This is a genomic window from Pseudomonas sp. W2Oct36, from assembly GCF_041060465.1.
Taxonomy (GTDB): domain Bacteria; phylum Pseudomonadota; class Gammaproteobacteria; order Pseudomonadales; family Pseudomonadaceae; genus Aquipseudomonas; species Aquipseudomonas graminis_B.
Map to the genome: position 1 here is coordinate 1 of NZ_JAUERW010000035.1, position 20612 is coordinate 20612.

18 protein-coding genes are annotated in these 20612 nt (G+C 60.2%); 16 read left to right on the forward strand and 2 right to left on the reverse strand.

Annotated elements, in window-relative coordinates; genetic code table 11:
• Positions 1–101: 101 nt before the first annotated feature.
• Positions 102–1766: an electron transfer flavoprotein-ubiquinone oxidoreductase gene (locus QWI18_RS25135; protein ID WP_065986282.1), complete on the reverse strand. Its 1665-nt coding sequence runs from the start codon at positions 1764–1766 to the stop codon at positions 102–104.
• A 563-nt stretch (positions 1767–2329) separates the two neighbouring features.
• Here QWI18_RS25135 and QWI18_RS25140 point away from each other — a divergent pair.
• From QWI18_RS25140 to QWI18_RS25180, 9 genes are all read left to right on the forward strand, one after another.
• Positions 2330–3079 carry an electron transfer flavoprotein subunit beta/FixA family protein gene (locus tag QWI18_RS25140; RefSeq protein ID WP_065986283.1) on the forward strand — a complete coding sequence of 250 codons (750 nt, stop codon included), beginning with the start codon at positions 2330–2332 and terminating at the stop codon, positions 3077–3079.
• The gene (locus QWI18_RS25145) at positions 3079–4008 is read left to right on the forward strand and encodes an electron transfer flavoprotein subunit alpha/FixB family protein (RefSeq protein WP_369320134.1); all 930 of its coding nucleotides are present in this window, start codon (positions 3079–3081) and stop codon (positions 4006–4008) included. Before QWI18_RS25140 ends, QWI18_RS25145 begins: the two co-directional genes overlap by 1 nt.
• A 134-nt stretch (positions 4009–4142) precedes the next feature.
• A complete protein-coding gene (locus QWI18_RS25150) occupies positions 4143–4967 on the forward strand; it encodes a substrate-binding periplasmic protein (RefSeq protein ID WP_369320135.1) in 825 nt (274 codons plus the stop codon).
• A 21-nt stretch (positions 4968–4988) separates the two neighbouring features.
• A complete protein-coding gene (locus tag QWI18_RS25155) occupies positions 4989–5342 on the forward strand; it encodes a DUF4398 domain-containing protein (protein WP_369320144.1) in 354 nt (117 codons plus the stop codon).
• Positions 5339–6154 (forward strand): OmpA family protein, encoded by an 816-nt coding sequence (locus tag QWI18_RS25160; protein ID WP_369320136.1) that lies wholly within the window; start codon positions 5339–5341, stop codon positions 6152–6154. The genes QWI18_RS25155 and QWI18_RS25160 overlap by 4 nt, the downstream gene beginning before the upstream one ends.
• Before the next feature lie 151 nt (positions 6155–6305).
• On the forward strand, positions 6306–7745 hold the full coding sequence (locus QWI18_RS25165) for a PLP-dependent aminotransferase family protein (protein ID WP_122538388.1): 1440 nt from the start codon (positions 6306–6308) through the stop codon (positions 7743–7745).
• A gap of 113 nt (positions 7746–7858) precedes the next feature.
• Positions 7859–8566 (forward strand): translation initiation factor 2, encoded by a 708-nt coding sequence (locus QWI18_RS25170; protein WP_369320137.1) that lies wholly within the window; start codon positions 7859–7861, stop codon positions 8564–8566.
• A gap of 95 nt (positions 8567–8661) precedes the next feature.
• The gene (locus QWI18_RS25175; RefSeq protein ID WP_065986289.1) at positions 8662–8919 is read left to right on the forward strand and encodes a YkgJ family cysteine cluster protein; all 258 of its coding nucleotides are present in this window, start codon (positions 8662–8664) and stop codon (positions 8917–8919) included.
• Positions 8920–8964: 45 nt separating this feature from the next.
• Positions 8965–9573 (forward strand): START domain-containing protein, encoded by a 609-nt coding sequence (locus QWI18_RS25180; protein ID WP_369320138.1) that lies wholly within the window; start codon positions 8965–8967, stop codon positions 9571–9573.
• Between the two features lie 85 nt (positions 9574–9658).
• On the opposite strand, the gene gltA is transcribed toward QWI18_RS25180, so the two are convergent.
• Entirely contained in the window at positions 9659–10948 is a 1290-nt protein-coding gene (gene gltA, locus QWI18_RS25185; RefSeq protein WP_369320139.1) for a citrate synthase, read from the reverse strand.
• A 362-nt stretch (positions 10949–11310) separates the two neighbouring features.
• On the opposite strand from gltA, the gene sdhC reads away from it, so the two are divergent.
• From sdhC to lpdA, 7 genes are all read left to right on the forward strand, one after another.
• On the forward strand, positions 11311–11685 hold the full coding sequence (sdhC, locus tag QWI18_RS25190) for a succinate dehydrogenase, cytochrome b556 subunit (RefSeq protein ID WP_369320140.1): 375 nt from the start codon (positions 11311–11313) through the stop codon (positions 11683–11685).
• Positions 11679–12047, forward strand: a complete 369-nt coding sequence (gene sdhD / locus QWI18_RS25195; protein ID WP_065986292.1) for a succinate dehydrogenase, hydrophobic membrane anchor protein — start codon at positions 11679–11681, stop codon at positions 12045–12047. The genes sdhC and sdhD overlap by 7 nt, the downstream gene beginning before the upstream one ends.
• Positions 12048–12050: 3 nt before the next feature.
• On the forward strand, positions 12051–13823 hold the full coding sequence (gene sdhA / locus QWI18_RS25200) for a succinate dehydrogenase flavoprotein subunit (RefSeq protein WP_065986293.1): 1773 nt from the start codon (positions 12051–12053) through the stop codon (positions 13821–13823).
• 11 nt (positions 13824–13834) lie between these two features.
• Positions 13835–14539, forward strand: coding sequence for a succinate dehydrogenase iron-sulfur subunit (locus tag QWI18_RS25205; protein WP_065986294.1), 705 nt, complete (start codon positions 13835–13837; stop codon positions 14537–14539).
• Between the two features lie 269 nt (positions 14540–14808).
• A complete protein-coding gene (locus QWI18_RS25210; protein ID WP_065986295.1) occupies positions 14809–17640 on the forward strand; it encodes a 2-oxoglutarate dehydrogenase E1 component in 2832 nt (943 codons plus the stop codon).
• 42 nt (positions 17641–17682) lie between these two features.
• Entirely contained in the window at positions 17683–18933 is a 1251-nt protein-coding gene (gene odhB, locus QWI18_RS25215) for a 2-oxoglutarate dehydrogenase complex dihydrolipoyllysine-residue succinyltransferase (RefSeq protein WP_369320141.1), read from the forward strand.
• A gap of 172 nt (positions 18934–19105) precedes the next feature.
• On the forward strand, positions 19106–20542 hold the full coding sequence (lpdA, locus tag QWI18_RS25220; protein ID WP_065986297.1) for a dihydrolipoyl dehydrogenase: 1437 nt from the start codon (positions 19106–19108) through the stop codon (positions 20540–20542).
• The last annotated feature ends 70 nt before the right edge of the window (positions 20543–20612 follow it).

Consider the following 20612-nt stretch of genomic DNA (forward strand, 5'->3'; position numbering starts at 1 on the left):
GGGACCGGCTTCAGCCGGGAAGAGGCCAGTGTGCGCACCATCAATTTTGCGCGATGGCCGCTGACGCCTTCCCGGCTAAAGCCGGTCCTACTCAGAATCCTTTACATATTGGGATAGGTCGGGCCGCCTGCGCCTTCCGGTGCTACCCACGTGATGTTCTGCGACGGATCCTTGATGTCGCAGGTTTTGCAGTGGACGCAGTTCTGCGCGTTGATCTGGAAGCGCTTGGCGCCGTCTTCCTGGGTCACCACCTCGTAAACCCCCGCCGGGCAGTAACGCTGGGCAGGCTCGTCGTACTTGGGCAGGTTGACGCTGATCGGGATGCTCGGATCCTTCAGCTTCAGGTGGCACGGCTGCTCTTCTTCGTGGTTGGTGCCGGAGATGAACACCGAACTCAGCTTGTCGAAGCTCAGCTTGCCGTCGGGTTTCGGGTAGTCGATTTTCTTCGAGTCGGCCGCCAGCTTCATGCACGCATAGTCCGGCGTGGTGTCACGCAGGGTGAAGGGGATCTTGCCGCCAAACAGGTTCTGGTCGACGAAGTTGAACGCGCCGCCGAAGATCGCGCCGAACTTGTGCACCGCCGCGCCGAAGTTACGACTGGCGAACAGTTCTTCGTGCAGCCAGCTGGCCTTGAAGCCCTCGACGTAGCCGTTGAGCGTGTCACCACCCTCGTTGCCGGCAAACAGCGCATCCGCCACCGCTTCGGCGGCGAGCATGCCGGATTTCATGGCGGTATGGCTGCCCTTGATCTTGGCGAAGTTCAGCGTGCCCAGGTCGCAACCGATCAGCGCACCGCCGGGGAACACCATCTTCGGCAGCGAATTCAGGCCGCCCTTGCAGATGGCCCGTGCGCCGTAGCTGATGCGCTTGCCGCCTTCCAGGTACTGCTTGAGGACCGGGTGGTGCTTGAGGCGCTGGAATTCGTCGAACGGCGACAGGTAAGGGTTGGCGTAGGAGAGGTCGACGATCAGGCCGACCACGACCTGATTGTTTTCCAGGTGGTAAAGGAACGAGCCGCCGGTGTTTTCGGTGCCCATGATATCCAGCGGCCAGCCGGCGGTGTGAACCACCAGGCCCGGCTGATGTTTGGCCGGATCGACTTCCCAGATTTCCTTCAAGCCGATGCCGTAGTGTTGGGCGTCGGCCTCACTGTCCAGCTTGAAGCGATTGATCAGTTGCTTGCCGATGTGACCACGGCAGCCTTCGGCGAACAGCGTGTACTTGCCGCGCAGTTCCATACCGGGGGTGTACAGGCCTTCTTTCGGATTGCCTTCACGGTCGACGCCCAGATCACCGGTGAGAATCCCGCGCACCACGCCGGTCTCATCGATCAGCGCTTCCTGAGCCGCGAAGCCCGGGTAGATTTCGACGCCGAGGTTCTCGGCCTGCTGTGCCATCCAGCGGCACAGGTTGCCCAGGGAGATGATGTAGTTGCCTTCGTTGTGCATGGTCTTGGGCACGAACACGCCCGGGACTTTCTGGCTGGCGTCCGCACCGGTCAGCACATAGATGTCGTCGGTTTTGACCGGGGTATTGAGCGGGGCGCCCAGGGCTTTCCAGTCGGGGAACAGCTCGTTGAGGGCGCGGGGTTCGAACACTGCGCCGGAGAGAATATGAGCACCGACCTCGGAGCCTTTTTCCACCACGCAGACGCTGATTTCCTGACCGGCGTCAGCGGCTCTCTGTTTCAGGCGGCAAGCGGCAGACAGCCCGGCGGGCCCGGCTCCGACGATGACGACGTCGAACTCCATAAATTCGCGTTCCACAGGCTATCTCCTACTCAAGGCTCAACGGCGTATTTTTTAGGCGTATTTTTTATAGATGGCTAAAACCGACCCCCGGAAGCTCATTTATCCGGGTGTCGTCTTGAAGGCGCGCATTATATCTACACCACCTCGCAGGTCCAATACAAACGTTTGTTTGAATCGGCCGAAACCCTGATAAATCATGGTGAGACGGCTTGTGACTGGCGTTTATGTCGTATTGACCCGACCCGGCGTTGCGGTCAAGATACGGGCGGTTTTGCGCTCGCTACAGTTGGCCGCCGGCCTTGTCGGCTGCGTGCAAACTGTCGGTAGCAGAACACCGCTAAAAGCAACGTGAGCATCGCCCCCGCGCAACCCTCAGCCCCAGGCCTGCGGCGCGCTGCAGTTTACACGGGCGGGCAACGTCTGGCTTGGATTGCCGCCGTAGCGTGGCCGCTTTTGCTGATATCAGCATTCAGCAACCACGAATACGTTGTTTTCACAGGTGTTCTTTACACTGACGAGTACCCATCGCCGGGCAAGGCCTGGCGATTTTCTTTTCACCGGAGAGAAACGAGGAATCCATGAAGGTTCTTGTAGCTGTCAAACGAGTGGTCGACTACAACGTCAAGGTTCGCGTCAAAGCGGACAACTCCGGCGTCGATCTCGCCAACGTTAAAATGTCGATGAACCCCTTCTGCGAGATCGCGGTAGAAGAAGCCGTCCGCCTGAAAGAGAAAGGCGTGGCGACCGAGATCGTCGTCGTTTCCATCGGCCCTACCACCGCTCAGGAGCAACTGCGTACCGCGTTGGCACTGGGTGCCGATCGCGCCATCCTCGTGGAATCCGCTGACGAACTGACCTCCCTGGCCGTGGCCAAGTTGCTGAAGGCCGTTGTCGACAAAGAACAACCGCAGCTGGTCATTCTCGGCAAGCAGGCGATCGACAGCGACAACAACCAGACTGGCCAGATGCTGGCTGCGCTGAGCGGTTATGCCCAGGGCACCTTCGCGTCCAAAGTCGAAGTGTCCGGCGACAGCGTCAACGTCACCCGTGAAATCGACGCCGGCGCGCAGACCGTTTCCCTCAAGCTGCCGGCCATCGTCACCACCGACCTGCGTTTGAACGAGCCGCGCTACGCGTCGCTGCCGAACATCATGAAAGCCAAGAAAAAGCCCCTCGAAGTGCTGACCCCTGATGCGTTGGGCGTTTCGATTGCGTCCACCAACAAGACCCTGAAGGTTGAAGCGCCGGCTGCCCGCAGCGCAGGCATCAAGGTCAAGTCGGTTGCTGAACTGGTTGATAAACTGAAAAACGAAGCGAAGGTGATCTGATGACGACCCTGGTTATCGCTGAGCACGAAAACGGCGCAATCGCTCCCGCCACTCTCAATACCGTTGCCGCGGCCACCAAGATCGGTGGTGACATTCACGTTCTGGTCGCCGGTCTGAATGTCGGTGCCGTCGGCGAAGCAGTTGCAAAAATCGCAGGCGTGTCCAAGGTCCTCGTGGCTGACCACGCAGCGTATGAACACCAGTTGCCGGAAAACGTTGCCCCGCTGGTCGTCGAGCTGGCTTCGGCCTACAGCCACGTGCTGGCCTCTGCAACCTCCAACGGCAAGAACATCCTGCCGCGTGTTGCTGCCCAACTGGACGTCGACCAGATCTCCGAGATCATCTCGGTCGAAAGCGCTGACACCTTCAAGCGCCCGATCTACGCGGGTAACGCCATTGCGACCGTTCAGTCGTCGGCAGCCGTGAAAGTCATCACCGTTCGCGCCACCGGCTTTGACGCCGTTGCAGCGGAAGGCGGTTCTGCTTCGGTTGAAGCCGTCAGCGCGGCCCATGATGCGGGCAAATCGTCCTTTGTCAGCGAAGAGCTGGCCAAGTCCGATCGTCCGGAGCTGACCGCTGCCAAGATTGTCGTTTCCGGCGGCCGTGGCATGCAGAACGGCGACAACTTCAAACACCTGTACACCTTGGCTGACAAGCTGGGTGCGGCTGTTGGCGCTTCCCGCGCGGCCGTCGACGCAGGCTTCGTGCCCAACGACATGCAGGTTGGCCAGACCGGCAAGATCGTCGCGCCGCAGCTGTACATTGCGGTCGGCATCTCCGGCGCGATCCAGCATCTGGCCGGCATGAAAGACTCCAAGGTGATCGTGGCGATCAACAAGGACGAAGAAGCACCGATCTTCCAGGTGGCCGATTACGGCCTCGTGGCGGACCTGTTCGAAGCGATCCCCGAGCTGGAGAAGCTGGTTTAATCCACTTCCCTGACTTATAAAGAGAACCCGTTCGTTCGGGCTGCCTGAGCGCCGGTCATCGTTCACTCGATGAACCAGCGCTCAGGCAGTCGGAGCTGGCGGGTTTTTTTTATGGGCTCAAAAAGGACGTTGTCATGTTGTCGCCAAAGCAAACGCTGGCTTCACTGCTGGGCGGGTTGCTGTTGCTGCCGTCGCTGGCCTGGTCTGCGGGCAAGTGTGACCGGCTGATTGTCACCGGCAGCCCGGACGCGCCGCCGTACCTGTGGCGCGACCCGCAGGACCCCAAGCACCTGATGGGCGCCAATGCCGACCTGCTCAAGGAGGTCGCGCAACAGATCGGCGTCAAGGTCGAGCTGCTGTATGGCGGCAAGCGCAGCCAGGCCCTGGAAGAGGTGCGCACCGGGCGCATGGACATGCTGGCGGACACGCCCCTCAACAGCGCCGAGCTGGAATCCCTGGATTTCATCCACCCGCCCATCGCCCAGAACGAGATCATGGTCTGGACCCGCACCGGCCATGAGCAGCCGTTCAATTCGCTGGCCGATCTGCAGAGCCATCCCGGCGCCATGTCTGAAAAAACCCGCGTGACACCGGGGTTCGATGAGGCGATCAAGGCGCACCTGACGCTGGAGAGGCAGGCCAGTCTTCTCCAGGCCTTTCAGAAACTGGCGGCGGGGCAGGTCGAATTCGTCCTGGCCGGCCGCTATGCGGGGATGGCCGTGACTCAGGCGCTGAACATCGCCAAAGACCTGCAAACCCAGCCCATGCCCCTCGATCGTCCGGGCTTTTATCTGGCGCTGTCGTTCAACTCCGCCTGCAATGATCAATGGCTGCGCGGACAGCTGGCGAAAAAAATGACAGAATTGGCCGCTTCCGGTCGCTCCAGTGAAGCCGTCACGCGCAACCTGGACCTGTGGAAAATCCAGTTGCAGCAGTCCGGTAGCGCCCTCCATCAGTAGGAATGTGTTTTGAGCTTTCTTTTGAAAATCCAGCCTGTATTCGCCGCTGTCGTGCTCGTCGCTCTCGTCGGCTGTGCCAACGACCCAGCGCCCACCGAACAACTCAAACTTACCGAACAGGCTGTCGCCCAGGCCACCGCGGTCGGCGCTACGGATGAAGAACCGGACCTGGTGACAGCGCAGACCAAGCTGACCCAGGCCCGCGCCGACATGGCGGACAAGTCCTACAAGGACGCGCGCATGCAGGCTGAGCAGGCCGAGCTGGACGCCCGTCTGGCGGAGGCCCGTGTGCTGACGCAGAAGAGTGAAGCACAGGTGGCCCAGGTCAACACCCGCCTCGAGCGTCTGCGCAAGCAGCTGGGGGCTGGCCAATGAATGCCGTTGCGCGAAGCCTCAGTCTCGGCCTTTTGCTGGCCAGTGCCGGTCTTGCTGGCTGTGCCGGCCACCAGAGCAGTGAACAGGCGTTGCAGGGCGCCGTTGCCGATTACCAGAAGGTCAAGGAAGACACCAACGTCCTGCGCAGCGCGCCGAAGGACGTCATCCGTGCCGGTGAATTGCTGGGCCGGGCCGAGCGCCTGTCGAGCTACATCGGCAGCGCTGACGACGTCAGTCATTACGCGTACTTGAGCAGCCGTTACAGCGCGATCGCCCGGGAGCACAGCAAGTTGCTGCTGAATCAGGAAAAGCTCGCCCGACTGGAGCTGGAACGTCAGCGCCTGCAGTTGGCCTTGCGTGAGGCCAAGCTGGCCGGCGCCCAGCAACAGGGCAAGTGGGCCGAAGATCAGGTGATCAGCCTGTCGACGCAGCAGAATGAGCGGGGGCTGGTGATGACCCTCGGCGACATGCTCTTCGATACCGGCCGCGCCGAACTGAAAAGCTCGGCCAACCGCACGGTACTGAAGGTCGTGCAGTTCCTGCAATTCAATCCCAAGCGCGTCGTGCGCATCGAGGGCTACACCGACAGCACCGGCGATAGTGAGGTAAACCTCGCGCTTTCGAAAGACCGGGCACAGGCCGTCGCTGACGTGCTGTCTGATCTGGGCATCGAGGAAGACCGCATTCAGGTCGAAGGCTACGGCGATCAGTACTCGGTGGACTCGAACGCCTCTGAAAGCGGCCGCGCCCAGAACCGCCGTGTCGAAATCGTCTTCTCGGACGACAAGGGGCATCTGAGCGCGCCTCGTTGAAGAGCAGCGGACTGTCACAATCCGAGTGATTCAAACACCGCGCCCTCTAGCCGGAACAGGAACTGTCACCGTACACTTCTGAACTGTTCCGGTGATCCTGCTCCTTTGGTCACCGCACGCATGATCAAAGCACGGGATCGAGGGACGCGAAATGACCAGTCTGTTGCTGTACCAACGCATCGCCCAACAGCTGGCCGAAGACATTCGCCGGGGCGTGTATCAGCCAGGCGAGCGCGTGCCCTCGGTGCGCAAGATGAGCTCCCAGCTCAACGTCAGTCATGCCACCGTCCTGCAGGCCTATGCCAACCTTGAAGATCAGGGTTTGATCCGCGCGCGGCCGCAGTCCGGCTATTACGTGCACCAAACCCCGGCCCTCACGGCGGCGACCCCCGATATCGCGCGGGTTGAGCGTCCCGGCCTGGTCACTCGCGCCAGCATCATTCAACAGGTGCTGGTCGAAGCGCGGCGTGAAGGGGTGTTCGCGTTTGGCGCTGCTGTCCCGCACATCGATTACTTGCCGTTGCGCGCATTGCATCAGCAACTGGCCAAGGTCACCCGGTTTCAAAGCCCCCGCGCATTCAACTACATGTTCAGCCCGGGTTTCGAGCCGCTGCGCCGGCAAGTGGCGATCCGGATGCGCGACGCCGGCGTGGTGATCGACCCCTCGGAAGTGGTGATCACCCACGGTTGCGTCGATGCGCTGCAGATGTCGCTGCGGGTGCTGACCAGCCCCGGTGACCTGATCGCTGCAGAATCCCCAACCTATTACGGCCTGCTGCAACTGGCCGATCTGCTTGGCTTGAAAGTCATCGAAATCCCCAGCGACCCCAACACCGGGATCAGTCTGGAAGCGCTGCAACTGGCGGCCAATCAGTGGTCGATCAAGGCGCTGGTGATGACGTCGCGGCTGAGCAACCCGCTGGGCAGCACCATGCCGGAAGAGCGGCAGAAACACCTGCTGCGCCTGGCCTCGGATTTCGACATCCAAATCATCGAGGACGACATCTACGGCGAGCTGATGTACGAGCAGAACAAGACCAAGGCGTTGAAGGCGTTCGACCGGCTGGGCCACGTCATCTACTGCTCCAGCTTCTCCAAGACCCTGTCGCCGGGCGTGCGGATCGGCTGGATGATCGCCGGGAAGTACCAGGCGGAAATCCAGCGCCTGCAAACCTTCAGCACCCATTCGGCGTGCAGCGTGACGCAGATGGCGGTGGCGTCCTACCTCGAAAACGGCGGTTATGACCGGCACTTGCGCTTTATCCGTCAGGAGCACCGCAAGAATCTGAGCGCCTTCCAGCTCGCCGTGCAGCAAATGTTCCCCGAAGGCACGCAGATCAGCCGGCCTGCGGGCGGGTTCATCCTGTGGATCAGCCTCCCGGGGCGGGTAAACACTCAGGAGTTGCACGTGCGCGCGCTTGAACAGGGCATCAGCATCGCACCGGGCCTGATCTTCAGTAATACCGAGCAGTTCAACCATTGCATTCGCCTGAATTGCGGGCTGCCGTGGAACCGTGAAGCGGAGAGGGCGTTGATGACGGTGGGCATGCTGGCCAAGCAGTTATGCCAGGATGCCGGGCAATCCTGGTGAACTCGTAGGGTCGCCAGCTTTCCATACTATCGAGGGAGGCTGACGGGGAACTTGTCAGCCGCCGTGCAACGGGCCAGCATATGGCCCCTGTCTTACTTACTGCCGTTCAGACTATGAAATCACTGCGTTGTTTAAGTGTGATGGTGTTGGTGTTGCTGAGCGCCTGTGATGCCGATAAAGCGCCCACCCCGCCAGCGAAAGCTACCGCTTCTGCGCCTGCTGCGGGTGCCGCTGCGCCGGCCGAAGCTGCTAAAGCAGCGAAGCCAGCGTCAGAGCCTGAGTCCGCGCCTGCGCTGGCGGACAAGCCTGCTGCGGATGCGCCTGCGGTCCATGCGCTGGCGCCGAACATTCCTGCCGTGCCTGTAGTCGCGTCGGGTAAGGCGTCGGCTGAAGCGCCGCGGACGGTCACCGATGTAAAGGCTGCGGACGGTAAGTCCGCTGGCGCGAACGCCAAATCTGCCAAGGTCAAAGCGGATAATGCCGAAGTCGCGCGGCGTGCGCCGGTGGCCAGCAAGAGCAAATCGGCGTCTCAAGTGGTCAAGGAGACCCGCCTGAACAAGGTGCCCCTCGACCTGAGTCTGCCGCCCGAGATGGTTAAGCAACTGACCCCGCCGGCGAATGTGATCTCCTCGGCGTCAAAGTCCAAAGCCCAGTCAACTGGCGCCAAGCCGTTGCTGCCTAAAATGTTTCCTGATTCGGATGCGGACCCTGACTTCCAGATGCAAGGCCGTCTGCTGAGCAATGAAATGGATTTGCAGTTGCGTAATGAGGCACGCAAGGACGTGGAAGGCGCTGCCTTGGATTTCACCTTTAAAAAGTGATGAACGCACGGCGCTGTCCCAGGACCTGATTTTCAAACGTGTGTTTTAGCGCGTAAGATCCTGCCATCGTATTCACTGCCACACAGGTTCTCTCCATGGAATGCCGTTCAGGCTGCGGCGCGTGCTGCATCGCGCCGTCCATCACATCACCTATCCCTGGAATGCCCAATGGCAAACCTGCCGGCATGCGCTGCCTGCACCTGTCGGTGGACATGCTCTGTGCAATCTTCGGGCAGCCGGGGAGGCCGGCGGTATGTGGCCAGTTTGCAGCGGAGCCCGAAGTGTGTGGCAGCGGTCCCGAGGACGCGATCCGGCTGATCGGCTGGTGGGAAAAGATGACATCGGTGGCGTGAATTGCGGCCGAGGCACGACTGAACTTCAACAATAAGGAACAACATATGAGTTCGCTGTACCGCATTGCTTTCGGATTGGGACTGACTGTATGGGTGACCGCTTCGGCGCAGGCTGAGGAGTGGAAAGTCGCGAAGAACGAGGAGGGGATCAAGGTCTCACTCAGCGAATTCCCCGGGTCGCAGTACAAGGCCTATCAGGGCGTGACCACCATCAAGGCGAGCATCGGCAAGCTCCGGGCGTTGCAGGAAGACGTGGTCAGCGCCTGTGCCTGGATTCACGAATGCAAGCTGCAGAAGATACTCAAGCATGAGGGCGACAAGACCTGGACCTATTCCCAGTTCAACACGCCCTGGCCGGTCACGCCCCGGGATTCGGTGTTGAAGGTCACCACAGTGGAGGGCGCCGATGGCAGCATGACCCGTAAGCTGGAAGGCGACCCCAAGTACATCCCGGAAGAGAAGGGCTTTGTGCGGGTGGCGCAGGTCGAGGGGTTCTGGAAGTTCGTGCCCAAAGGCGAGAATCTGACCGAGGTCACCTATCAGGTGCACACCGAGCCGGGCGGCAGCGTGCCGTCGTGGCTGGCGAACAAGTTCGTGGTGGACGCGCCGTTCAATACGCTCAAGGCGCTCAAGGAGCGTGCAGAGAAGAACTGACCAGTTCGCGTCCGACGCTGACGCCAGACACTAAAAAGGCTGCCCGAGGGCAGCCTTTTTTTGCGTCTTCGCGGGTGCTGCCGAGTTACTTGCGCTCGGCCAGCGGAACGATATCCCGCGACACTTCGCCGGTGTACAGCTGGCGTGGACGGCCGATCTTGTAAGGGCTCGACAGCATTTCCTTCCAGTGGGAGATCCAGCCGACGGTTCGCGCCAGGGCGAAAATCACGGTGAACATACTGGTCGGAATGCCGATCGCCTTGAGGATGATGCCCGAGTAGAAGTCCACGTTCGGGTAAAGCGAGCGTTCGATGAAGTAAGGGTCGGTCAGGGCGATCTCTTCAAGACGCATGGCCAGTTCGAGCTGCGGGTCGTTGGTGATGCCCAGCTCGCGCAGGACTTCGTCGCAGGTCTGCTTCATGACGGTGGCGCGCGGGTCGCGGTTCTTGTAAACCCGGTGGCCAAAGCCCATCAGCTTGAACGGATCGTCCTTGTCCTTGGCCTTGGCGATGTAAGTGTCGATGTTGGACACATCGCCAATCTCATCGAGCATGGTCAGCACGGCTTCGTTGGCGCCGCCGTGGGCAGGGCCCCAGAGCGCGGCGATACCGGCTGCGATACAGGCAAACGGGTTGGCGCCCGACGAGCCTGCCATGCGCACGGTGGACGTCGAGGCGTTCTGTTCGTGGTCGGCGTGAAGGATGAAGATCCGGTCCATGGCCTTGGCCAGCGTCGGGCTGATCGGTTTGATCTCGCACGGCGTGTTGAACATCATGTGCAGGAAGTTTTCCGCGTAGCTGAGGTCGTTGCGCGGGTACATCATGGGTTGACCCATGGAGTACTTGTAAACCATCGCGGCCAGGGTCGGCATCTTGGCGACCAGGCGGATCGCGGAGATTTCCCGGTGCTGCGGATTATTGACGTCCAGGGAGTCGTGGTAGAACGCCGACAGGGCGCCAACCACGCCGCACATGACGGCCATCGGGTGGGCGTCGCGGCGGAAACCGTTGAAGAAGGTCTTCAGTTGCTCGTGCACCATGGTGTGATTCTTCACGGTGACGACGAATTCGGCTTTTTGCTCGGCGGTTGGCAGCTCGCCGTTAAGCAACAGGTAGCAGGTTTCCAGGTAGTCCGATTGCTCGGCCAGCTGTTCGATCGGGTAGCCGCGATGCAGCAGAATGCCGTTGTCACCATCGATATAGGTGATCTTCGATTCGCATGAGGCGGTGGACATGAAGCCTGGGTCGAATGTGAAGCGTCCGGTGGCAGTCAGGCCGCGTACGTCGATAACATCGGGACCAACGGTGCCGGTCAGAATGGGCAGCTCGACGGGGGCTGCGCCCTCGATGATCAACTGCGCTTTTTTATCAGCCATGTGGCCTCCTAATTATGCTTCAAATCATCAGACAGACCCCCCACGCAGGGCCCGCATCACTATAGTGAGATAAATTCTAAAGTCAATTTGCCAAAAGTCTTGTAGCAGAGGGCTTTAAGCCATGGTTTTCGTCGAAATTACGGGCCATTTACGCCAATTATCGGGCTAAAGCAATCCACCCTTGGGACAGGGTCTGCGCGTTGTCATTAGCGGGCTAACTGTCTATACTCGGCGTCCGACCGCCAGGGGCTTTCAGGCCTGATTCAATGGGGTTGGTCACTTCCTGGGTAGTGGGTACCTGACCAGTACACTTCCCAACAACTTGCCCTGAGTGTTAGGGCTCTTCAGTGTGAAAAAAAGCCGTGAAAAGCCAACGACCTGTAAACCTAGACCTAAGGACCATCAAACTCCCTATCACTGCTTACACGTCCATCCTTCACCGTATTTCCGGTGTCATCCTCTTCGTCGGCATTGCCCTCATGCTTTATGCATTGGACCTGTCGCTCGACTCCGAGGAAGGCTTCGCGTCGGTGAAAGCGGGACTGACCAGTCCGCTGGCCAAGTTCGTGATCTGGGCTCTTCTGTCCGCACTGCTTTATCACCTGGTGGCGGGCGTCCGTCATCTGATCATGGACACGGGCATCGGCGAGACGCTGGAAGGCGGCAAGCGGGGCTCTCAAATTGTTATCGCCGTGTCTGTGGTGGTGATCGTTCTGGCAGGAGTGTGGATATGGTAACCAACGTCACTAACCTTTCTCGTTCGGGCCTGTATGACTGGATGGCGCAACGCGTCTCCGCCGTCGTACTCGCGGCTTATTTCATTTTCCTGATCGGGTACCTGATCGCGCACCCTGGCCTTGATTTCGCCACGTGGCACGCGCTGTTCTCCCATAACGCAATGCGCATCTTCAGCCTGTTGGCCCTTGTTGCCCTGGCGGCTCACGCCTGGGTTGGCATGTGGACCATCGCGACCGATTACCTGACGCCGATGGCGCTGGGCAACTCCGCGACAGTGGTGCGTTTCCTTTTTCAGGCGGTGTGCGGCATTGCGATGTTCGCTTACTTCGTCTGGGGTGTGCAGATTCTTTGGGGTATCTGATTCATGGCTAACATTAATACGCTTTCATTCGACGCCATTATCATTGGCGGCGGCGGTGCGGGCATGCGTGCCGCATTGCAGCTGGCTCAGGGCGGCCACAAGACCGCTGTAGTCACCAAGGTTTTCCCGACTCGCTCCCACACCGTTTCCGCACAGGGTGGCATCACCTGCGCCATCGCTTCGGCTGATCCGAACGATGACTGGCGCTGGCACATGTACGATACCGTCAAGGGCTCCGACTACATCGGTGACCAGGACGCTATCGAATACATGTGTTCCGTGGGCCCGGAAGCCGTGTTCGAGCTCGAGCACATGGGTCTGCCGTTTTCCCGTACCGAGCAGGGCCGCATCTATCAGCGTCCGTTCGGCGGTCAGTCGAAAGACTTCGGCAAGGGCGGTCAGGCTGCACGTACCTGTGCTGCTGCCGACCGTACCGGTCACGCGCTGCTGCACACCCTGTATCAGGCCAACCTGAAGGCCGGCACTGTATTCCTCAACGAGTACTACGCCGTTGATTTGGTGAAAAACCAGGACGGCGCGTTCGTCGGCATCATTGCCATCTGCATCGAAACCGGTGAAACCTCCTACATTCGCGCTGACGCGACCGTACTGGCCACTGGCGGTGCTGGCCGTATCTACTCCTCCACCACCAACGCCCTGATCAACACCGGCGACGGCGTGGGCATGGCGCTGCGTGCCGGTGTACCGGTTCAGGACATCGAAATGTGGCAGTTCCACCCGACCGGCATCGCTGGCGCAGGTGTACTGGTCACCGAAGGCTGCCGTGGTGAAGGCGGTTACCTGATCAACAAGCACGGCGAGCGTTTCATGGAGCGTTACGCGCCAAACGCCAAGGACCTTGCCGGTCGTGACGTTGTGGCTCGCTCGATGGTTAAAGAGATCATCGCCGGCAACGGTTGCGGTCCTGACGGCGACCACGTGATGCTCAAGCTCGATCACCTCGGTGAGGAAGTGCTGCACAGCCGTCTGCCAGGGATCATGGAACTGTCCAAGACCTTCGCACACGTCGATCCGGCCGTTGCGCCAATCCCTGTCGTGCCGACCTGCCACTACATGATGGGCGGCGTTGCCACCAACATTCATGGTCAGGCGATCACACAGGACGCCGCTGGCGTCGACACCATCATCCCGGGCCTGTTCGCGGTCGGTGAAGTGGCGTGCGTATCGGTTCACGGTGCCAACCGTCTGGGCGGCAACTCGCTGCTCGATCTGGTGGTGTTCGGCCGTGCTGCCGGTCTGCACCTGGAGCAGGCACTCAACGAAGGCGTCGACTACCGTCGCGCTTCCGAAACCGACATCGACGTTGCGCTGGCTCGCCTCAATGGGCTGAACTCGCGCACCGATGGCGAAGACGTCGCTACCCTGCGCAAAGAGCTGCAAAGCTGCATGCAGAACTACTTCGGTGTGTTCCGTACCGGCGAATACATGCAGAAGGGTATCGCCCAGCTGGCTGACCTGCGCACGCGCATCGCCAACGTCAAGATCAACGACAAGAGCCAGGCATTCAACACTGCCCGGATCGAAGCGCTGGAGCTGCAGAACCTGCTGGAAGTCGCTGAAGCAACGGCGATCGCCGCAGAGCATCGCAAGGAGTCCCGTGGCGCTCACGCCCGTGAAGACTTCGAAGATCGCGACGACGAGAACTGGCTGTGTCACACCCTGTACTTCCCGGGTGACAAGCGCGTAGCCAAGCGTGCCGTGAACTTCTCGCCAAAAACTGTTCCGACTTTTGAGCCTAAGATTCGGACTTATTAAGGGTGACCGCCATGTTGCAAGTCAGTGTTTATCGCTACAACCCTGATCAGGACGCCGCGCCGTTCATGCAGGATTTCCAGGTCGACACCGGTGGCAAAGACCTGATGGTCCTGGATGTGCTGGCTCTGATCAAAGAGCAGGACGAGGGCTTCTCGTACCGTCGCTCGTGCCGCGAAGGCGTGTGCGGTTCCGACGGCATGAACATCAACGGCAAGAACGGCCTGGCCTGCATCACGCCGCTGTCGGCTGTGGTCAAGGGTAACAAGCTGGTGGTTCGCCCACTGCCTGGCCTGCCGGTCATCCGCGACCTCGCCGTCGACATGAGCATCTTCTACAAGCAGTACGAGAAGGTGAAGCCATTCCTGCAGAACGACACGCCGGCTCCGTCCATCGAGCGCCTGCAGAGCCCCGAAGAGCGGGAAAAACTCGACGGCCTGTACGAGTGCATCCTGTGCGCTTGCTGCTCGACGTCCTGCCCGTCCTTCTGGTGGAACCCCGACAAGTTCCTGGGTCCTGCCGCGATCCTGCAAGCCTATCGTTTCCTGGCTGACAGCCGCGACACCCGGACCCAAGAGCGTCTGGCGTCGATGGACGATCCGTTCAGTGTTTTCCGCTGCCGCGGCATCATGAACTGCGTCAACGTTTGCCCGAAAGGCCTGAACCCAACCAAGGCTATCGGTCACGTGCGCAACATGCTGCTCAAAAGCGGTGTCTGAGTTTTCCGCATCTGTAACACCGCAGCACCCGCTACTGCAGCACCCGTAAACGCTGCGGCGCAGGCTTCAACCGGCGCCGTAGTTTTAACCTGAGCAGTTGTCGCAGGGCTTCAGCTCTTATTTTGAAGAAATGAAACCAGCAGGGGCATCCGGGCTGGTACCCGGACTATCTGCGTGATCCCTAGTGACTTGAAGTCGCTGCACATGGACTTTTCAAGTTTGCGCTGGCATCGACGCCGATGGTGTCCCCTAATCGAGGGTGACCAAGCATGCAAGAAAGCGTGATGCAGCGCATGTGGAACAGCGCCCACCTTTCCGGTGGTAACGCTGCCTATGTGGAAGAGCTCTATGAGCTCTACCTGCACGACCCTAACGCTGTGCCAGAAGAGTGGCGCACCTATTTTCAGACGTTGCCGGCTGACGGCAGCACTGCCACCGATGTATCGCACTCTACGGTTCGCGATCATTTTGTGTTGCTGGGGAAAAACCAGCGCCGCGCCCAACCGGTCTCTGCCGGCAGCGTGAGCAGCGAGCATGAAAAGAAGCAAGTTGAAGTGCTGCGACTTATCCAGGCATTCCGTATGCGCGGCCATCAGGGTGCGCAACTCGATCCTCTGGGTCTGTGGAAGCGTACTGCGCCAGCTGACCTGTCGATCAACCATTACGGTTTGACCAACGCTGACCTCGATACCACATTCCGTGCCGGCGACCTGTTCATCGGCAAAGAAGAAGCGAGCCTACGCGAAATCGTCGAAGCGTTGCAGCAGACATATTGCCGCACCATCGGCGCCGAGTTCACGCACATCGTCGATTCCAACCAGCGCAACTGGTTCATGCAGCGCCTCGAAAGCGTGCGTGGCCGTCCTGCCTATTCCGCCGACATCAAGAGCCATCTGCTCGAGCGTGTGACGGCGGGCGAGGGTCTGGAGAAGTACCTGGGCACCAAATACCCGGGCACCAAGCGTTTCGGTCTGGAAGGCGGTGAAAGCCTGATTCCGATGCTCGACGAGCTGATTCAGCGCTCCGGTTCCTACGGCACCAAGGAAGTTGTCATCGGCATGGCCCACCGTGGCCGTCTCAACGTGCTGGTCAACACCTTCGGCAAGAACCCGCGCGACCTGTTCGACGAGTTCGAAGGCAAGAAGAAGGTCGAGCTGGGCTCCGGTGACGTCAAGTATCACCAGGGCTTCTCGTCCAACGTGATGACCACCGGCGGCGAAGTCCACCTGGCGATGGCGTTCAACCCGTCCCACCTGGAAATCGTTTCCCCTGTGGTTGAAGGTTCGGTGCGTGCGCGTCAGGACCGTCGCAACGACGCCACTGGCGAGAAAGTGCTGCCGATCTCGATCCACGGTGACGCGGCGTTCGCAGGTCAGGGTGTGGTGCTGGAAACCTTCCAGATGTCGCAGACCCGCGGCTTCAAGACCGGCGGCACGATCCACATCGTGATCAACAACCAGGTCGGCTTCACCATCAGCAAGCAGGAAGACTCGCGTTCCACCGAGTACGCGACCGACGTTGCCAAGATGATTCAGGCGCCGATCCTCCATGTGAATGGCGATGATCCGGAAGCCGTGTTGTTCGTGACCCAGCTGGCGATCGACTACCGCATGCAGTTCAAGCGTGACGTGGTCATCGATCTGGTCTGCTACCGTCGTCGCGGTCACAACGAAGCCGATGAGCCGAGTGGCACCCAGCCGCTGATGTACCAGCAGATCGCCAAACAGCGCACCACCCGTGAGCTGTATGCCGATGCACTGGCCACCGCCGGCATCCTCAACGCCGAAGCCGCTCAGGCCAAGGTCGACGAGTACCGCAACGCGCTGGACAACGGCATGCACGTTGTCAAAAGCCTGGTCAAAGAGCCGAACAAGGAATTGTTCGTTGATTGGCGTCCGTACCTGGGTCACGCGTGGACAGCACGTCACGACACCAGTTTCGACCTCAAGACCCTGCAGGAACTGTCGGCCAAGCTGATGGAAGTGCCGGAAGGTTTCGTGGTTCAGCGTCAGGTCCAGAAAATCTACGAAGACCGCCAGAAGATGCAAGTCGGTGGCCTTCCGATCAACTGGGGTTACGCCGAAACCATGGCCTACGCCACGCTGGCGTTCGAAGGGCATCAGGTTCGCATCACCGGGCAGGACGTTGGTCGCGGTACGTTCTCGCACCGCCACGCCGTGCTGCACAACCAGAAAGACGGCGCGACCTACGTGCCTTTGCAGAACCTGTACGCCGGTCAGCCTCGCTTTGACCTGTACGACTCTTTCCTGTCGGAAGAAGCTGTGCTGGCGTTCGAATACGGTTACTCAACCACTCAGCCCAATGCGCTGGTGATCTGGGAAGCCCAGTTCGGTGACTTTGCCAACGGTGCACAGGTCGTGATCGACCAGTTCATCACCAGCGGCGAGCACAAATGGGGCCGTCTGTGCGGCCTGACCATGCTGTTGCCCCATGGCTACGAAGGGCAGGGCCCGGAGCACTCATCGGCACGTCTTGAGCGTTACCTGCAATTGTGCGCCGAGCACAACATCCAGGTCTGCGTACCGACCACCCCGGCTCAGATCTACCATCTGCTGCGCCGTCAGGTGATCCGTCCGCTGCGCAAGCCGCTGATCGTGTTGACGCCGAAGTCGTTGCTGCGCCACAAGCTGGCGGTGTCCACACTGGAAGATCTGGCCCATGGCTCGTTCCAGACAGTCATCCCGGAAATCGACACCCTCGATGCCGCGAAAGTGACGCGTCTGGTGCTGTGCAGCGGCAAGGTCTACTACGACCTGCTGGAAAAGCGCCGTGCCGAAGGCCGCGAAGACATCGCCATCGTGCGTCTCGAGCAGCTCTATCCGTTCCCGGAAGACGACCTGATGGACGCTATCGCGTCGTATACCAACCTGACCAACGTGGTCTGGTGTCAGGAAGAACCCATGAACCAGGGCGCCTGGTACAGCAGTCAGCACCACTTGCGCCGCAGCATCGGCAATCACAACCGCAACCTCGTTCTCGAGTATGCCGGCCGTGATGCCTCCGCTGCCCCTGCTTGTGGATACGCTTCGATGCACGCCGAACAGCAGGAAAAACTGCTGAAAGACGCGTTCTCCGTTTAACGCCTTCGCGCACTAGAAACCGAATTAAAGGAATTACAGATAATGGCTATTGAGATCAAAGCCCCCTCTTTCCCGGAATCCGTTGCCGACGGCACCGTTGCCACCTGGCACAAAAAACCGGGCGACGCCGTCAAGCGTGATGACCTGATCGTCGATATCGAAACCGACAAGGTCGTGCTGGAAGTATTGGCCGAAGCTGACGGTGTACTGGGCGCAATCGTTGCCGAAGAGGGCGCTACTGTCCTGTCGAACCAGCTACTGGGCTCGATCGAAGAGGGCGGTGCTGCCGCTGCCCCAGCTGCCGCCGCTCCAGCCGCTGCTGTCTCGGTTCCGGCTGCTGCGCCTGCCCAGGCTGCTGCTGCACCTGCCGCTGCTTCCGGTGACGAAGACGCCATCGGCGCTCCGGCCGCCCGCAAGCTGGCCGAAGAAAACGGCATCAACCTGTCCAGCGTCAAAGGCACAGGCAAAGACGGCCGCGTGACCAAGGAAGACGTGGTTGCTGCCATCGAAGCGAAGAAATCCGCTCCGGCCGCTGCACCTGCCGCCAAGCCTGCTGCCGCTGCCGCCGCGCCTGTGGCTGCCGTTGGCGACCGCACCGAGAAGCGCGTGCCGATGACCCGTCTGCGCGCCAAGGTGGCAGAGCGTCTGGTTGAAGCTCAGTCGAACATGGCGATGCTGACCACCTTCAACGAAGTCGACATGACCGAAGTCATGGCCCTGCGTTCGAAGTACAAGGACCTGTTCGAGAAGTCCCATAACGGCGTACGCCTAGGCTTCATGTCGTTCTTCGTCAAGGCCGCGACCGAAGCGCTGAAACGCTACCCGGCTGTCAACGCCTCGATCGACGGCACTGACATCGTTTATCACGGTTATGCCGACGTCGGCGTTGCCGTGTCGAGCGATCGCGGTCTGGTGGTTCCGGTGCTGCGCAACGCCGAGCAGATGAGCCTGGCTGAAATCGAAGGCGGTATCGCCACCTTCGGCAAGAAAGCCCGTGACGGCAAACTGTCCATCGACGAGATGACTGGCGGTACCTTCACCATCACCAACGGTGGTACTTTCGGTTCGATGATGTCGACCCCGATCGTCAACCCGCCGCAAGCGGCCATTCTGGGCATGCACAACATTCTGCAGCGTCCTATGGCGATCAACGGCCAGGTCGTCATCCGTCCGATGATGTATCTGGCGCTGTCCTACGATCACCGCCTGATCGACGGTAAAGAAGCTGTGACCTTCCTGGTGACCATCAAGAACCTGCTGGAAGACCCGGCGCGTCTGTTGCTGGACATCTGATTCAAGGACAGCTGCAAGCCGCAAGCGTCAAGCTGCAACTTACAGCAGCCTGGCGCCGACGCTTGGGTCGTCGCAACATCCTAATGAACAGGCTGCAACTCGTCTGTAAAGCATCACGGATCAGCTTGCAGCTTGTGGCTTAAAGCTCGCAGCTAAAGAGGAACTCTTTTCTATGTCCCAGAAATTCGACGTGGTAGTGATTGGCGCTGGCCCTGGCGGCTATGTGGCCGCTATCAAGGCCGCGCAACTCGGTCTCACGACTGCCTGCATCGAGAAGTACCAGGATAAAGAGGGCAAGCTGGCCCTCGGCGGTACCTGTCTGAACGTGGGCTGCATCCCCTCCAAGGCGCTGCTGGACAGCTCCTGGAAATTCTACGAAGCCAAGAATCAGTTCGGTGTTCACGGTATCTCGCTCAGCGACCTGAAGATGGACATTGCTGCCATGATTGGTCGCAAGGCACAGATCGTCAAAGGCCTGACCGGCGGCGTTGCCAGCCTGTTCAAGGCCAACGGCGTCACTTCCCTGCAGGGCCACGGCAAACTGCTGGCCGGCAAGAAAGTCGAGCTGACCAAGCCTGACGGCACCACCGAAGTCATCGAAGCCGAAAACATCATTCTGGCGTCCGGTTCGCGTCCGATCGACATTCCGCCGGCTCCGGTCAATCAGGTCACCATCGTCGATTCGACAGGCGCCCTGGAATTCCCGGCAGTGCCTGAGCGCCTTTGCGTCATCGGCGCCGGTGTGATCGGTCTGGAACTGGGTTCGGTCTGGGCTCGCCTGGGTGCCAAAGTGACGGTTCTCGAAGCGCTGGAGAAATTCCTGCCTGCCGCCGACGAAGCCGTTGCCAAGGAAGCGCAGAAGACCTTCAACAAGCAGGGTCTGGACATCAAGCTGGGCGCTCGCGTCACCGGTTCCAAGGTCAATGGCGATGAAGTTGTCGTGACCTACACCGACAAGGACGGCGAGCAGAACATCACGTTCGACCGCGTGATCGTGGCCGTTGGCCGTCGCCCGGTGACCACCGAGCTGCTGGCTGCCGACAGCGGCGTCGACATCGACGAGCGCGGCTTCATCTTCGTCAATGAGCAGTGCGAGACCAGCGTTCCTGGCGTGTACGCCATCGGTGACGTGGTTCGTGGTCTGATGCTGGCGCACAAAGCGTCCGAAGAAGGCATCATGGTCGTCGAGCGCATCAAGGGTCACAAGACCCAGATGAACTACGACCTGATCCCGTCGGTTATCTATACCCACCCGGAAATCGCGTGGGTTGGCAAGACCGAGCAGACGCTCAAGGCCGAAGGCGTGGAAGTCAACGTCGGTCAGTTCCCGTTCGCGGCGAGCGGCCGTGCAATGGCAGCGAATGACACCGGCGGTTTCGTCAAGGTCATCGCTGATGCCAAGACCGACCGTGTACTGGGTGTGCACGTCATTGGTCCTGGCGCTGCAGAGCTGGTACAGCAGGGCGCGATCGGTATGGAGTTCGGCACCAGTGCCGAAGACATCGGCATGATGGTCTTCTCCCACCCGACGCTGTCCGAAGCGCTGCACGAAGCGGCACTGGCAGTGAATGGCGGCGCCATCCACATCCAGAACAAGAAAAAACGCTGAAAATAACCACGACGATCCGCCCGTCGCAGGCCCTGCTCGCAGGGCTTACCGCGGAAGGATCGTTGGACTC

What these genes read in the sequence shown, in the direction of transcription:
- QWI18_RS25140 (WP_065986283.1), top strand. Translation starts at nt 2,330, where the DNA reads ATGAAGGTTCTTGTAGCTGTCAAACGAGTGGTCGACTACAACGTCAAG.
- QWI18_RS25145 (WP_369320134.1), top strand. Translation starts at nt 3,079, where the DNA reads ATGACGACCCTGGTTATCGCTGAGCACGAAAACGGCGCAATCGCTCCC.
- QWI18_RS25150 (WP_369320135.1), top strand. Translation starts at nt 4,143, where the DNA reads ATGTTGTCGCCAAAGCAAACGCTGGCTTCACTGCTGGGCGGGTTGCTG.
- QWI18_RS25160 (WP_369320136.1), top strand. Translation starts at nt 5,339, where the DNA reads ATGAATGCCGTTGCGCGAAGCCTCAGTCTCGGCCTTTTGCTGGCCAGT.
- QWI18_RS25165 (WP_122538388.1), top strand. Translation starts at nt 6,306, where the DNA reads ATGACCAGTCTGTTGCTGTACCAACGCATCGCCCAACAGCTGGCCGAA.
- QWI18_RS25170 (WP_369320137.1), top strand. Translation starts at nt 7,859, where the DNA reads ATGAAATCACTGCGTTGTTTAAGTGTGATGGTGTTGGTGTTGCTGAGC.
- QWI18_RS25175 (WP_065986289.1), top strand. Translation starts at nt 8,662, where the DNA reads ATGGAATGCCGTTCAGGCTGCGGCGCGTGCTGCATCGCGCCGTCCATC.
- QWI18_RS25180 (WP_369320138.1), top strand. Translation starts at nt 8,965, where the DNA reads ATGAGTTCGCTGTACCGCATTGCTTTCGGATTGGGACTGACTGTATGG.
- gltA (WP_369320139.1), bottom strand. Translation starts at nt 10,948, where the DNA reads ATGGCTGATAAAAAAGCGCAGTTGATCATCGAGGGCGCAGCCCCCGTC.
- sdhD (WP_065986292.1), top strand. Translation starts at nt 11,679, where the DNA reads ATGGTAACCAACGTCACTAACCTTTCTCGTTCGGGCCTGTATGACTGG.
- sdhA (WP_065986293.1), top strand. Translation starts at nt 12,051, where the DNA reads ATGGCTAACATTAATACGCTTTCATTCGACGCCATTATCATTGGCGGC.
- QWI18_RS25205 (WP_065986294.1), top strand. Translation starts at nt 13,835, where the DNA reads ATGTTGCAAGTCAGTGTTTATCGCTACAACCCTGATCAGGACGCCGCG.
- QWI18_RS25210 (WP_065986295.1), top strand. Translation starts at nt 14,809, where the DNA reads ATGCAAGAAAGCGTGATGCAGCGCATGTGGAACAGCGCCCACCTTTCC.
- odhB (WP_369320141.1), top strand. Translation starts at nt 17,683, where the DNA reads ATGGCTATTGAGATCAAAGCCCCCTCTTTCCCGGAATCCGTTGCCGAC.
- lpdA (WP_065986297.1), top strand. Translation starts at nt 19,106, where the DNA reads ATGTCCCAGAAATTCGACGTGGTAGTGATTGGCGCTGGCCCTGGCGGC.